The 12,990-nt window shown below is 62.6% G+C and carries 10 protein-coding genes; 2 read left to right on the top strand and 8 right to left on the bottom strand.

The window, feature by feature from the left end; all coding sequences use genetic code 11:
* Positions 1-18 precede the first annotated feature (18 nt).
* Positions 19-1,344, top strand: a complete 1,326-nt coding sequence (locus tag U5A65_RS07685) for an Nramp family divalent metal transporter (protein ID WP_321911461.1) — start codon at positions 19-21, stop codon at positions 1,342-1,344.
* A 174-nt stretch (positions 1,345-1,518) separates the two neighbouring features.
* On the opposite strand, the gene flhC is transcribed toward U5A65_RS07685, so the two are convergent.
* On the bottom strand, positions 1,519-2,121 hold the full coding sequence (flhC, locus tag U5A65_RS07680; RefSeq protein WP_158759205.1) for a flagellar transcriptional regulator FlhC: 603 nt from the start codon (positions 2,119-2,121) through the stop codon (positions 1,519-1,521).
* Between the two features lie 10 nt (positions 2,122-2,131).
* Positions 2,132-2,452, bottom strand: coding sequence for a flagellar transcriptional regulator FlhD (flhD, locus tag U5A65_RS07675; RefSeq protein ID WP_042266670.1), 321 nt, complete (start codon positions 2,450-2,452; stop codon positions 2,132-2,134).
* 734 nt (positions 2,453-3,186) lie between these two features.
* On the opposite strand from flhD, the gene U5A65_RS07670 reads away from it, so the two are divergent.
* Complete coding sequence (locus U5A65_RS07670) at positions 3,187-3,648, top strand: universal stress protein (RefSeq protein WP_321911460.1); 462 nt, start codon at positions 3,187-3,189, stop codon at positions 3,646-3,648.
* Positions 3,649-3,681: 33 nt separating this feature from the next.
* Here U5A65_RS07670 and U5A65_RS07665 read toward each other — a convergent pair whose 3' ends face one another.
* Genes U5A65_RS07665 through U5A65_RS07640 form a run of 6 tightly spaced genes read right to left on the bottom strand, consistent with a single transcriptional unit; the run spans position 3,682 to position 12,572 of the window.
* On the bottom strand, positions 3,682-4,968 hold the full coding sequence (locus tag U5A65_RS07665; RefSeq protein ID WP_321945954.1) for a nitrate/nitrite transporter: 1,287 nt from the start codon (positions 4,966-4,968) through the stop codon (positions 3,682-3,684).
* Between the two features lie 33 nt (positions 4,969-5,001).
* Positions 5,002-5,790, bottom strand: coding sequence for a peptidylprolyl isomerase (locus U5A65_RS07660; protein WP_321946428.1), 789 nt, complete (start codon positions 5,788-5,790; stop codon positions 5,002-5,004).
* Positions 5,791-5,821: 31 nt separating this feature from the next.
* On the bottom strand, positions 5,822-6,505 hold the full coding sequence (gene narI / locus U5A65_RS07655; RefSeq protein ID WP_321934098.1) for a respiratory nitrate reductase subunit gamma: 684 nt from the start codon (positions 6,503-6,505) through the stop codon (positions 5,822-5,824).
* Positions 6,506-6,562: 57 nt separating this feature from the next.
* Positions 6,563-7,258, bottom strand: coding sequence for a nitrate reductase molybdenum cofactor assembly chaperone (gene narJ / locus U5A65_RS07650; RefSeq protein WP_321934099.1), 696 nt, complete (start codon positions 7,256-7,258; stop codon positions 6,563-6,565).
* A 2-nt stretch (positions 7,259-7,260) separates the two neighbouring features.
* The gene (narH, locus tag U5A65_RS07645) at positions 7,261-8,784 is read right to left on the bottom strand and encodes a nitrate reductase subunit beta (RefSeq protein WP_321934100.1); all 1,524 of its coding nucleotides are present in this window, start codon (positions 8,782-8,784) and stop codon (positions 7,261-7,263) included.
* Complete coding sequence (locus U5A65_RS07640) at positions 8,781-12,572, bottom strand: nitrate reductase subunit alpha (RefSeq protein ID WP_321945953.1); 3,792 nt, start codon at positions 12,570-12,572, stop codon at positions 8,781-8,783. The genes narH and U5A65_RS07640 overlap by 4 nt, the downstream gene beginning before the upstream one ends.
* Positions 12,573-12,990: the final 418 nt, after the last annotated feature.

Below are 12,990 nucleotides of genomic sequence, written 5' to 3'. Positions count from 1 at the left end.
CCCTTGAGGATCGAACCGTTGGAGTTCCGACTACCGACCACGGCAACGGCGCCTTTTTGCCCTTCAGAAGTGCAGGGCAGTATCGAGGTTTCGCCGCGCGCGCCGTTCTGGAAGAAGTTCTGGCAATTCGCGGGTCCCGGCCTGCTGGTGTCGATCGGGTATATGGACCCGGGCAACTGGGCCACCGACATCGAGGCGGGCTCGCGCTACGGTTACAGCCTCCTGTTCGTCGTCGTGCTATCGAGCCTCGCGGCCATCGCACTGCAGTGCCTGTCCATGCGACTTGGCATCGTGACGCAACGCGATCTCGCGGAGCTGTCGCGCGAGCGCTATTCGAGGCCGGTCGCGCTCGGCCAGTGGCTGCTCGCCGAGCTTTCGATCATCGCGTGCGATCTTGCGGAGGTGCTGGGCGGCGCGCTCGCGTTCCACCTGCTGCTCGGCTGCTCGCTGATGGTGGGCGTGGTGCTCACCGCGTTCGACACGCTGATCGTGCTCGGCCTGAAGGGCAAGAACTTCCGCTCGCTCGAGGCGATCATGGCCGGCCTGATCGCCACGATAGGCCTGGGTTATGTGATCCAGCTCGCGCTCGTGAAGCCGCACTGGCCTTCGGTCTTTGCGGGTGCGGTGCCGTCGTGGCACGCCATTTCCTCGGTGGAGCCGCTGTATCTGGCGATCGGCATTCTCGGCGCGACCGTCATGCCGCACAACCTCTATCTGCATTCGTCGATCGTGCAAACGCGCGCCGTCAAACGCGACCCTGCGAGCCTCAAGCAGGCCATTGGCCTTTCTCGGCTCGACACGATCGCCTCGCTTCTGATCGCGCTCCTGATCAATGCGGCCATCCTGATTCTGGCGGCAGCGGCTTTTCACGCCAACGGGCACACCGACGTCACCGACATCGAGCAGGCTTACAAACTGCTCGCGCCGATTGTCGGCACGGGCGCGGCGGCAGTGCTGTTCGCGATCACGCTGCTCGCCTCCGGGCAGAGCTCGACGTTCACGGGCACCGTGGCGGGCCAGGTCATCATGGAAGGCTTCCTGCAGATGAAGATTCCGTGTTACCAGCGGCGCTTGATCACGCGTGTGCTCGCGCTGATTCCCGCCTTCGCGGGTGTGGCGCTGCTCGGCAACGGTGCAGTGGGCAAGCTGCTGGTGGCAAGCCAGGTGGTGTTGAGCCTGCAACTGCCGTTCGCGCTCTGGCCGCTCATTCGCATGACGAACGATCGTGCGCTCATGGGCGAGTTCGTGAACCGGCTCCCCACGCGGTTGATTGCGTGGTTCCTGTTCGTCGTGATAACGGCTGCGAACCTGTGGCTCGTCTGGCAGACGTTCACCGGAAATTAGAAGCGGGAAAGGTGTAACAGGCGCGCGCCACGGAGGCGGCAAGCAGAGGCGGCAAGCAAAGGCCGCAAGCAAAAGCGGCAATCGGAAAGCGCTTCGCCGTCCGGCGCCCCCGAGCGCCGGACGGTTTCACGTCTTGGTCTCAAGTCCGGTTGACCCGGATCTGCTCTCCTACGCTTACGCAGCCTCGGCAATGCCATCCGACGTTACCACTGCCGGAAGGTCGCTCTCGGTCTGCTCGGCGCCCCGTCGCGCTGCAGCCGCCTTTTTCGTCTTGCCGGCTCGCGATGGAGGCTGGCATGCGCCGCACACGACATTGTGCTGAAGGTCGTGGCGATGCGCGACGAACTTGCCGTTGCAACGGCAGCAAGGCGTCAACTGCAGAATATCGGCATCGAAAAATCGCACCAGGGTCCACGCACGCGTGAGGTCGAGCGCCGGCTCGGCCCCGCTATGGCGGCAGTGTTCCAGATACAACCGGAACCCCTTGGTGAGCGCGTCGAGATGCGAGCAACGCGCTTCGTTCTTCAGGAACAGGTACGTGTTATAGAACAGCGAGGCATGGATGTTGGCCAGCCACGTCATGTACCAGTCCGCCGAGAACGGCAACATACCTTTGGGCGGCGACACGCCACGGATCTCGCGATACAGGCGGATCATGCGGTCGCGCGAGAGCGTGAGTTCGCTTTCGAGCACCTGCATACGCGCGCCCAGCTCGATCAGTGCGATCGCGCGGAATACTTCCTGAGCGTCTTCGGTGAGGCTGCGCCGCGTAGTCATGACGTCACCCTCAGGCGAATTGCCCAGCCGGCTGTCCTGCTAGCAGGATGGCCGCATGGGTTGCCGCCACGTCGGCATGCCTGGAAGTCTGCGTAAGCGCCGACAACATCGCATGATCGTCGAAGCGGAAAAAACAGAGAAGTTGGTCGGAAGAGGCCAACCTGACGATCTGCGCGAGCGACAGAGCGCCAAGCAGATCGGCCAGTTCCGACGACAGTCCCAGTCGGAACATACCGACTGGCTTGTCCTCGCGCAGCATGCGCTGTGCGAGCATCAGATACGACAAATTAATTTCGCGGATAGATTCCAGCGTCTCGCTGCTACGGTCCATTTCTCTAGTTTCCGAAGCCCCGAATTTAACCCCCCGGCTTTTTCGCCGTTGTATCTTTTCTGGTCTTGTCGTCGATCTTCGCTCGTTGGCTTGATCTGACTCTTTGATACAGGTTGTTACATCTCGTAACAACCTTGGACTGAATTGTATGAGGGCTTATCTCAGAAAGCAATCCCTCAGAAAAAAAATAATCGGACTGTTGTAAATAATTTTCGGTAAGTTTTGCCGTGGTTTGAAACCTGGCTTACAGCCAGCCGTCGAGGCCTTGATCTGATTGATGAATTTGGCCGCACAGCCTTGGTTTATCAGGGTTTCCGCCAACTTCTCGATGCATGCGCAACGAATCGCCGCGAGTCAAAAAGCGCCGGCGCCATGGAATAAACGTTTAGAAAGGAGTGGCGTTGACAGGTAAAAAATGCGGGTCTGCGGATTAATACCTATGACGATTAAGATGTAACAGGTGTTTCGACCCTGACGACCTGTAACAGGGCAATGTGTAACTGAGATGTTACGAGTGCAGAAGACAGGTAACACCGTTGTTTCCGGGAATATATGCAGAGCGGATATTGCGCGGAGATCGCGTCTTTGTAACGTTTGCGGGGGAGCGTAGTGCGGCGGCGCAGGCCAGCGTTCCAGTCATATCATGATGTGATACAGCTGCCATAATGAAAGCGGCACTTCGGGTGTACGGCGCGCTCGCCTGTCTTGCGCCGGGAATCGTCGGGGGAGGAATCATGGCCTCGTTCAACAGGATTCTGCTGTGTTACGACGCAACGCGCGAAGGCCGCCGGGCTTTGCGCGAGGGCGCCGACCTTGCGCGCACATGCCACGCGCAAACGCATTTGCTCGCCGTGCTCGATCAGGCGCCGCTGCAATGGGGGACGGACATCGCGTCTGCCGTGCCGTTCGAAGCCGCGGAAGAGGCGGCGCGCGAGATTCTGCGTGAGGGGGTGGCCTGCCTGCAGGAGAAGGGCCTCGCGGCAACGGGCCACTTCGTGGTGGGCCGGCCGATTGACGTGATCGCGAGCTACTGCGCGGAGCTTCTGCCCGATCTCATCGTGCTGGCTCACCACCGGCGCGGTCCGTTCAAGCGTTGGTGGGCCGGTCGCGATGACCGCTTGCTGCTCGACCGCGTGTCGTGCAGCGTGCTGGTTGTCACAGCACCGGACCCGGAGCCGGTGAAAGCGGCGGCCTGAGCCGCAGCGGCGCAGGTTTGACCGGTGCGCGGTTCAGGCGCTGGGTTCGCCAAGAATCGGCGTGCGCTTGACTTCGGAAATGTAGAGCAGGATCAGCGAGACCCATACGACGCCGTAAAGCAGCATGAAGCAGCTCGACCGGATCTTGAGCCAGTCGAGCAGGATGCCGAACAGGATCGGCAGCAAAAAGCCGCCCAGCCCGCCCGCCAGACCGACAATACCGGTCACGATGCCCATGTTGGTGGGGAAGTCGTCGGCCACATACTTGAATGTCGAGGCCATGCCAAACGCGAACACCGCGCCCAGCACGAAGGCGATCGCAACGAAGCCGAACACCGGCATGCTGATGTGCAGCGACGCCTGGCCGTCTATCGTGTGAATCACGAAGTCGGTGGGCGGGTACGAGAGAATGAAGAGGCAAATCCACGCCACCCACAGACCCCACCACGTGACGGTATGCGCGCCGAGCTTGTCGGCGAGCACGCCGCCCACGGCGCGCAGGATAGAGCCTGGCAGCGAAAAGCCCGCGGCGAAGGCCGAAGCCATGACGAGCGACATGCCGTACTCCGCCTTCAGATATTGCGGAATCCACAGCGAAAGCGCGGTGAAGCCGCCGAAGGTGATCGAGTAGTACTGGCATAGCCGCCACACGCGCGGGTCGGCCAGCACCTTGAACGAGTCGAGCAGCGAGCCGCCCGACTTGCCGGCGCCCGGGTCGCGCGCCGAGCCGAGCCAGAAAATCACGGCGGTCACGAGCAGCGCGACGGCATAGACGCGCGGCACGAAGCGCCATCCATAGAGATTCTCCAGTTGCGGCGTGACGAACAGGTTGACGGCGGCGCCCACGGTGCCCGCACCGAAAAAACCCATGGCGAAGCCGCGCTGGCTCGGCGGGAAAAAGCGCGCCACGTACGGCGTGCCCACTGCGAACGAGGCGCCCACGCAGCCGAGGAAGAGACCGATGAGCAGGAATTGCCACAGCTCGCTTGCGTAGCTGACGATATACACCGGCACGGCGCAGACCACGAGCAGCGTGGTCATGACGATGCGTCCGCCGAAGCGGTCGGTCCACGCGCCGAGCGGCAGCCGCATGAGCGCGCCGGTCAGCACGGGGGTGGCGGTTAGCAGGCCGAACTCGGTGCTGTTGAGCTGGAGTTCCTCGCGCAGCTGCACGCCGAGCACGCCGAACATCATCCACACCACGAAACAGACAAGAAACGCGAGCGTGCTGACGAGCAGGACGGACCATGCCTTCGCGCCGACTTTCTCGGGCTGCGCCGCGCTCGTCACGGGGCGCGCCGGTTCGCTACGCAGATTCATGTTGCCTCCATCGAGTCGGAATGCACATCGACATCACTGGACGAGCGGGCTCGTCGCCGCTTCCAGGGCCGCGTTTTCGAGCGTCGCTTCCGATGCCAGAATCGATACGTACTGTTGAATGGCCTTGTGGCGCACGCGTTCGCTGAGAAAGCGCGCGATGTCGCCGGAGACTTCCTCGTAGCGCACCGGATTTCCGGGCACGCGCTGATCCACGCGCACGAGATGAAAACCGAAGCGTGTGCGTACGAGGCGCGGCAGAACGCCCATGTCGGCGCAGTCGAACAGCGCCGCTTCGAACTCGGGCACCGTGTCGCCGCGCGTGAGCTGGCCAAGACTCCCGCCCACGCCCGCTGAAGGGCAGTTCGAGAACTGGCGCGCCAGCGCCTCGAACGTGTCGGGCGCCTGCTGCAACTCGCGCAGCGTTGCTTCGGCTTTCTGGCGCAGCATCGCGAGCGGCACGCGGTCAGTAATGGCGAAGAGAATGTGGCTCGCGTACACGAGTTCGTTGCGCACGAAGCGCTTTGTGTGCTGCGTGTAGTAGCGCTCGCAGTCTTCGGGCGTCGGCTCGGGCACGCGCAGTTCGCGCTCTAGCAGCTTGTCTGTCGTGCTGTCGTCGAGTTCGGCGTCGGGCGCCAGCAGGTTCAGCGCCACGGCGCGCTGGCGCAGCAGTTCGTGCACGACGAGCGTGCGCCGCGCGGCGAGCGCGGGGTCCGGGTCGTCGGCGTGGTTGCCGCGCTCGGCTTCGATTGCGGCGAGGCCGATCTCAACGTCGTTCACGCGGGCGGGCTGGGCTGGCTGTTCTTCGTGGGGGGCCGCATTCATCATCGATCGCGCTCCTGGTTCCGGTTGGCGATTAGCGCTTGCGCACGAGCTGGTACGGCCGGATCAGATAGAACACCGAAGCGATGCCGCTCCAGATATGCACCATGCGCGTGAAGGGCGAAACGAGGAAGATCGTGAAGCCGAGTGCGATATGGGTTTGATACACGAGCGGCACGCCGTCGAGCAGCGCGGCAATATTGGGGCGGAACGTCACCACGCCCTTCACGTAGTCGGTGAGCTGTTCGAACATCAGGCCATCCATGTGGCGCGCCGAGAGCACCACGGTCGCGAGGCCGAGCGCGAGTTGCGCCCACAGCATGAACACGATGAGGATGTCCGACGGCTTGCTGTTCACGCGAATGCGCGTGTCGCCAAGCCGCCGCACGATCAGGATCGTGAGGCCGACAATGGCGAAGCTGCCGGCCACGCCGCCCGCGACCATCGCGAGCAACTGGTGCACGGTGGCCGAGATGAACGGCGCGACGAGCCAGTGCGGCGCGAGAAAGCCGACGAAGTGACCCATCACCACGACGAGAATGCCCCAGTGGAACAGGTTGCTGCCAAGCCGCAGCGCGCCGCGCCGCAGCAGTTGCGACGAGTCGCTCTTCCACGTGTACTGCTCGCGGTCGAAGCGCACGAGCGAGCCGAACAGCAGCACCGCAAGGCAGATGTACGGATAGATGCCGAACAGAAACTGATGAAAGTAATCGCCCATGACGGCTCCTTGCTTGCGGTGTTCGAACGGCGTGCCCGGGTAGCGTGTGTTGCCTTTCTAGCGCGGCGCGCGGCGCGGGTGAAACTCGACCGGTGCGACGGCAGGGCGCTCCGCCCCCATGAATTGCACGGGCTCATCGGCCCAGGCTGCGTCGAGCGCTCGCAGATGCTCTTTGTCGTGCGGCTTGCCCGCGTCGTCGTCGTGTGCCGCTTCGGGCAGATCCGCGCCGCCCGCGCCCGCGAGCGGCAGCAGCGCGCCGATCACATATGCGTAGTGGCTGTTGCGCCGGCTCAGTTCCTGCGTAATCGATTGCAGGATCGCGACGGTCTCGCCCAGCAGTGCGCGCGCCTCGTTCGTCTCCAGAATCGAGAGATATTCGAGGAACACGGGGAGGTAGTCGGGCAACTGGCCGGGCTGCAGCAACATGCCGTGCTTCTCGTAGGTCTGAACGAGGTCGATCATCGCCTGGCCTCGATCGCGCGATTCGCCGTGTACGTGCTCGAACAAATGCAGCGATGTTGCGCGGCCGCGGTCGAACAACGCGACGTAGTTTTCCTGCAGCGCAAGCAGATCGCGCGAGCCGAGATAGTCGAGGAAGCGCTCCAGCTTCTCGCGCGCCTCGGCGCCGAATGCGCGCTCGCTGCGTACGATCGCGCGTAATTCATGCACGGCCTCGATGAGCGACGCATCGGGGTATTCGAGCAGCGACGCAATGAGCCGGTACGTCATGGGCTGGGGACGAGCGGCGAACATGGTCAGATCTCCTGAATGGGAATCTTGCGATGCCCACTCTTCGGTGCGAACAGGCTCGCCTCCGATTTACCGTCCGAGCAGCCGTTGCCGAACGTGAAGCCGCATGACGAGCGCAGGTCGAAGGCGTTTTCCGCGTATTCACGGTGCGTGGTGGGAATCACGAAACGATCCTCGTAGTTCGCAATCGCGAGATAGCGATACATCTCCTCGACCTGTGCGAGCGACAGTCCCACTTGCGAGAGGACCTGCGGGGCATCCATGCGGTCCACATGGCGCGCACGCATGAACGCGCGCATGGCGAGCAGGCGTTCCAGCGCGACCTGCACCGGCTTTTCGTCTCCGGCGGTGAGGAGGTTCGCGAGATAGCGCAACGGAATGCGCAGCGAATGCACGTCGGGCAGCCAGCCATTCATGCCGAGTTCGCCGCTGTTGGCCGCCGCGTTGATCGGCGAAAGCGGCGGCACGTACCAGACCATCGGCAGCGTGCGGTACTCCGGGTGCAGCGGGAAGGCAATGCGCCAGTCGATCGCCATCTTGTAGACGGGCGAGCGCTGCGCACCGTCGATCCACGCCTGCGGCACACCGTCGCGCGCGGCTTGCTCGATCACGGCCGGATCGAACGGGTCGAGGAATACGTCGAGTTGCGCCTGGTAGAGATCCTTCTCGTCCGCTACGCTCGCGGCCTCGCGAATGCGATCGGCGTCGTAGAGCAGCACGCCGAGGTAGCGAATGCGTCCCACGCAGGTTTCCGAGCACACCGTGGGTTGCCCCGCCTCGATGCGCGGATAGCAGAAGATGCACTTCTCGGCCTTGCCGCTTTGCCAGTTGAAGTAGATCTTCTTGTACGGGCAGCCTGAAACGCACATGCGCCAGCCGCGGCACTTGTCCTGATCGATCAGCACGATGCCGTCTTCCTCGCGCTTGTAGATCGAGCCGGAAGGGCACGCGGCCACGCATGCGGGGTTCAGGCAGTGCTCGCACAGGCGCGGCAGATACATCATGAAGGTGTTCTCGAACTGACCGTAGATATCCTTCTGCACGTTTTCGAAGTTATAGTCCTTCGAACGCTTCTCGAACTCGCCGCCCAGAATCTCTTCCCAGTTCGGACCCCACTCGATCTTCTCCATGCGCTCGCCGCTCACGAGCGAGCGCGGCCGCGCAACCGGCGTGGCCTTCGTGTTGCCCGCTTCCTGCAAGTGCGCGTAGTCGAACGTGAAGGGCTCGTAGTAGTCGTCGATTTCCGGCAGATGCGGATTCGCGAAGATCTGCGCGAGCAACCGCCACTTGCCGCCGAGGCGCGGCTCGATCTGGCCATCGGCCTTGCGGACCCAGCCGCCGCGCCAGCGCTCCTGGTTCTCCCACTCCTTCGGGTAGCCAATGCCGGGCTTCGTCTCGACGTTGTTGAACCACGCGTATTCCATGCCCTCGCGGCTCGTCCAGACGTTCTTGCAGGTGACCGAACAGGTGTGACAGCCAATGCACTTGTCGAGGTTCAGCACCATCGCGATCTGTGCGCGCACTTTCATGAGCCTTCTCCTTCGCGAACGGCCGCATTCACAGCGGCAGGCAAGGGACCAACGGGCGTTTCCTCCGTGTCGAGCCAGTCGACGTTCTTCATCTTGCGCACGATGAGGAATTCATCGCGGTTCGAGCCGACTGTGCCGTAGTAGTTGAAGCCGTAAGCGAGCTGCGCATAGCCGCCGATCATGTGCGTAGGCTTGAGCGAAATGCGCGTGACCGAGTTGTGAATGCCGCCGCGCGTGCCCGTTATTTCGGAGCCCGGCGTGTTCACGATTTTTTCCTGTGCGTGGTACATCATCACCATGCCGCGCGGAATACGCTGGCTCACCACGGCGCGCGCGCAGAGCGCACCGTTCGCGTTGAAGCATTCGATCCAGTCGTTGTCGACCACGCCGATCTGCGCGGCGTCCTGCTCCGAAATCCACACGATCGGGCCGCCGCGCGAGAGCGTGAGCATCAGCAAATTGTCGGTGTAGGTGCTGTGAATGCCCCACTTCTGGTGCGGCGTGATGAAGTTGAGCGCCAGCTCCGGATTGCCGTTCGAGCGCGAGCCCGCCATCTTTTCGTAACTGCCCGTGTCGATAGGCGGCTTGTAGACGCACAGCGCCTCGCCGAAATCGCGCATCCACGTATGGTCCTGATAGAGCTGCTGGCGGCCGCTCAGCGTGCGCCAGGGGATCAGCTCGTGCACGTTCGTGTAACCCGCGTTGTACGACACGTGTTCCGACTCGATGCCGCTCCACGTTGGCGACGAGATGATTTTGCGCGGCTGCGCCTGGATATCGCGAAAGCGGATCTTTTCGTCGGCGCGGGCATCGGCGAGATGCGCGTGCTCGATGCCCGTGAACTTCGAGAGCGCTTCCCACGCTTTCTTCGCCACCGCGCCGTTCGTTTCGGGTGCGAGCGAAAGAATCGTCTCCGCGGCGTCGAGCGCGGTTTCGATGCGAGGTCGGCCCTTCGCGTCGCCGGCGTCTTCGGATTGATCGCGATAGTTCAGCGCGCCGAGTTCGTGCACTTCCTCCTCGGTATTCCAGCTAATGCCCTTGCCGCCGTTGCCGAGCTTGTCCATGAGCGGCCCGAGCGACGTGAAGCGGTGATACGTCTCGGGGTAGTTGCGCTCGAGCGTGACCACGCCCGGCATGGTCTTGCCAGGAACCGGCTCGCATTCGCCGCGTTTCCAGTCGGCCACGCCGAAGGGCTGCGCCAGTTCGCCCGCGCCGTCGTGCGCGATGGGCGCGAGCACCACGTCGCGCTCCACGCCGAGATGGCCGACGCTCAGTTCGGAAAAGCGCTTCGCGATGGCCTTGAAAATGTCCCAGTCGCTGCGCGCCTGCCACGCCGGATCGACAGCGGCGGAGAGCGGGTGAATGAACGGGTGCATGTCGGACGTATTCATGTCGTCCTTCTCGTACCACGTGGCGGTGGGCAACACGATGTCCGAGTACATGCAGGTGGTGGACATGCGGAAGTCGAGCGTGCAGAGCAGGTCGAGCTTGCCTTTGGGTGCGTCCTCATGCCAGACGACCTCTTCGGGACGCGGCACGCCGTCCTTGACCACTTCCTCGCCCTGCACACCGTTCGTTGTGCCAAGCAGATGCTTCAGGAAGTACTCGTGCCCCTTGCCAGACGAGCCGAGCAGGTTCGAGCGCCACACGAACAGGTTGCGCGGAAACACGGCCGGATTGTCGGGGTCCTCGCAGGCGAGCTTGAGGCTGCCGTCTTTCAGTCGGTGCGCGACTTCGGCGCCGGCTTTCGAAGGGTCTTCGAGGGAGCGGCCCAGCTCCAGCGGATTGCTCGTGAGTTGCGGCGCGGAAGGCAGCCAGCCCATGCGCTCGGCGCGTACGTTGTAGTCGATCGGCGCGCCGTGGTAGCCGGCCTTGTTCGCGAGCGGCGAAAGCAGGTCCGTGGGATTCATCGGGTCGTAGCGCCACTGGTCGGTATGCGCATAGAAGAACGACGTGGCATTCATCTGGCGCGGCGGCCGGTTCCAGTCGAGTGCGAACGCGAGCGCGGTCCAGCCTGTTTGCGGGCGCAACTTTTCCTGGCCCACGTAATGCGACCAGCCGCCACCGGACTTGCCGACGCAGCCGCACATCACGAGCATGTTGATGATGGCGCGATACGCCATGTCCATGTGGAACCAGTGATTGATGCCCGCGCCGATGATGACCATCGAGCGGCCTTCGGTCTTGTCGGCGTTCTCGGCGAACTGGCGCGCGACGTTGATGACGTCCGCGCGCTTCACGCCGGTAATCGCTTCCTGCCAGGCAGGCGTGTAGGGCATGTCGTCGTCGTAGCTATGCGCGAGGTCCTTGCCGCCCAGGCCCTGGTCGAGCCCGTAGTTCGCCACGAAGAGATCGTAGACCGTAGCCACGAGCCGCTCGCCGGCGGGCGTCGCCACACGCCGCACGCCAATGCGGCGGCTCAGCACCGGTCCGTGCGAGGTGTGCGGGAAATGCGGATGCGCGACGTTGCCGAAGTAGGGGAACAGCACGTCCACCACGTCGTCGTGCTTTTCGACGAGCGAGAGCGCGGGCTTGAGCGGCGCGCCGTCAACACCTTCCTCGCGCAGGTTCCACTTGCCGCGATCGGCGCCTTCCTGCTGGCCCCAGCGAAAGCCCACCGAGCCGAGCGGCACCGCGAACTCGTTCGTCGCGCTGTCGATCACCACGGTCTTCCATTCGGCGTTGTTCTCCTGCGCGAGTGCGCCTTCGAAGTCGGACGCGCGCAGATAGCGGTCGGGCACGTACTGACCGTCGCGCTCGACGAGCGCGACGAGACAGGACATGTCGGTGAAGCGGCTGCAATAGTCGGCGAAATAGGCGCTTTTGCCGGCGAGGTGATACTCCTTGAGGATCACGTGGCCCATGGCGAGCGCGAGTGCCGCGTCGGTGCCTTGCTTGGGATGCAGCCAGATGTCGCCGAACTTCGCGCCTTCGGCGTAGTCGGGGAAGATCGAAACGATCTTCGCGCCGCGATAGCGCGCTTCCACCATGAAGTGCGCGTCGGGCGTGCGCGTTTGCGGCACATTCGACCCCCACATCACGATGAACGACGAGTTGTACCAGTCTGCGGATTCGGGCACGTCGGTCTGCTCGCCCCATGTTTGCGGCGAGGCGGGCGGCAGGTCGCAGTACCAGTCGTAGAACGAGAGGCACACGCCGCCGATGAGCGAGAGATAGCGCGAGCCGGCCGCGTACGACACCATCGACATGGCGGGAATGGGCGAGAAGCCGATCACGCGGTCGGGGCCGTGGCGCTTGATGGTGTGCACGTTCGCGGCGGCCGCGATTTCGAGCGCTTCGCTCCAGTCTGCCCGCACGAAGCCGCCAAGACCGCGCCGCGTTTGATAACTTTTTCGCGCGGCGTCGTCATCGACAATGGCGGCCCACGCGGCAACGGGCTCGAGCGTGCGGCGCTTTTCGCGCCACAGCTTCACGAGTGCGCTGCGTACGAGCGGATACTTGAGGCGATTGGCGCTATAGAGATACCACGAATACGACGCGCCGCGCGAGCAGCCGCGCGGTTCGTGGTTGGGCATGTCGGGGCGCGTGCGCGGATAGTCGGTTTGCTGCGTTTCCCACGCGACAATGCCGCCCTTCACATAGATTTTCCACGAGCATGAGCCCGTGCAATTCACGCCGTGTGTCGAGCGCACGATCTTGTCGTGCTGCCAGCGTGTACGGTAAGCCTCCTCCCATTTTCGGTCTTCGTCTGTGACGGCGCCGTGACCGTCCGCGAATTGTGTTCGTGCCGCAGTGAAGTAACGCAGACGATCCAGAAAATGGCTCATGGCATCTCCAGCGTGTGTGCGCGTCCGGGACACCGGTATTTAAGAGGAGGAATTAGAAGATGTAAAGGAGATGAATGTAATCTATTTCGACGTATTCACGTGAACATATCGATTTTTTGCAATATTTGTCGGAAAAATTGCGAAACGTCGATTGTGCAAAACACGCGTTTGCATAGGGAGATGTTTGAGAACGATACAAGTTTCAAAGCTTTCTTTCGGTGAAGGAAATTGCCTTGATTTCGTGAATGAATCGATCAATTGAGCGTCGCGCAGATTTTTCTCGATTGCATTATCAAGGTGAAAATGATTCGTAAATAAAGGCGCAAAACGGCGCTTTTTTTTGTAGTCGATTGAGATTGACTCTGCCGTGCGTGGAGTTGCTGGATCGTTGCGTGCGCATGAATCCGCAATGATTGTT

Source organism: Paraburkholderia sp. J10-1 (assembly GCF_905220165.1).
Lineage (GTDB): Bacteria > Pseudomonadota > Gammaproteobacteria > Burkholderiales > Burkholderiaceae > Paraburkholderia.
Note: the sequence above shows the minus strand (reverse complement) of the source record. Positions and strands in the feature narration are given on the sequence as shown.

Excerpts from the sequence above, each read along its gene's own strand:
- narH (WP_321934100.1), bottom strand. The coding sequence starts at position 8,784 with ATGAAAGTGCGCGCACAGATCGCGATGGTGCTGAACCTCGACAAGTGC.
- narJ (WP_321934099.1), bottom strand. The coding sequence starts at position 7,258 with ATGTTCGCCGCTCGTCCCCAGCCCATGACGTACCGGCTCATTGCGTCG.
- narI (WP_321934098.1), bottom strand. The coding sequence starts at position 6,505 with ATGGGCGATTACTTTCATCAGTTTCTGTTCGGCATCTATCCGTACATC.
- U5A65_RS07660 (WP_321946428.1), bottom strand. The coding sequence starts at position 5,790 with ATGAATGCGGCCCCCCACGAAGAACAGCCAGCCCAGCCCGCCCGCGTG.
- U5A65_RS07640 (WP_321945953.1), bottom strand. The coding sequence starts at position 12,572 with ATGAGCCATTTTCTGGATCGTCTGCGTTACTTCACTGCGGCACGAACA.
- flhD (WP_042266670.1), bottom strand. The coding sequence starts at position 2,452 with ATGGACCGTAGCAGCGAGACGCTGGAATCTATCCGCGAAATTAATTTG.
- flhC (WP_158759205.1), bottom strand. The coding sequence starts at position 2,121 with ATGACTACGCGGCGCAGCCTCACCGAAGACGCTCAGGAAGTATTCCGC.
- U5A65_RS07665 (WP_321945954.1), bottom strand. The coding sequence starts at position 4,968 with ATGAATCTGCGTAGCGAACCGGCGCGCCCCGTGACGAGCGCGGCGCAG.
- U5A65_RS07670 (WP_321911460.1), top strand. The coding sequence starts at position 3,187 with ATGGCCTCGTTCAACAGGATTCTGCTGTGTTACGACGCAACGCGCGAA.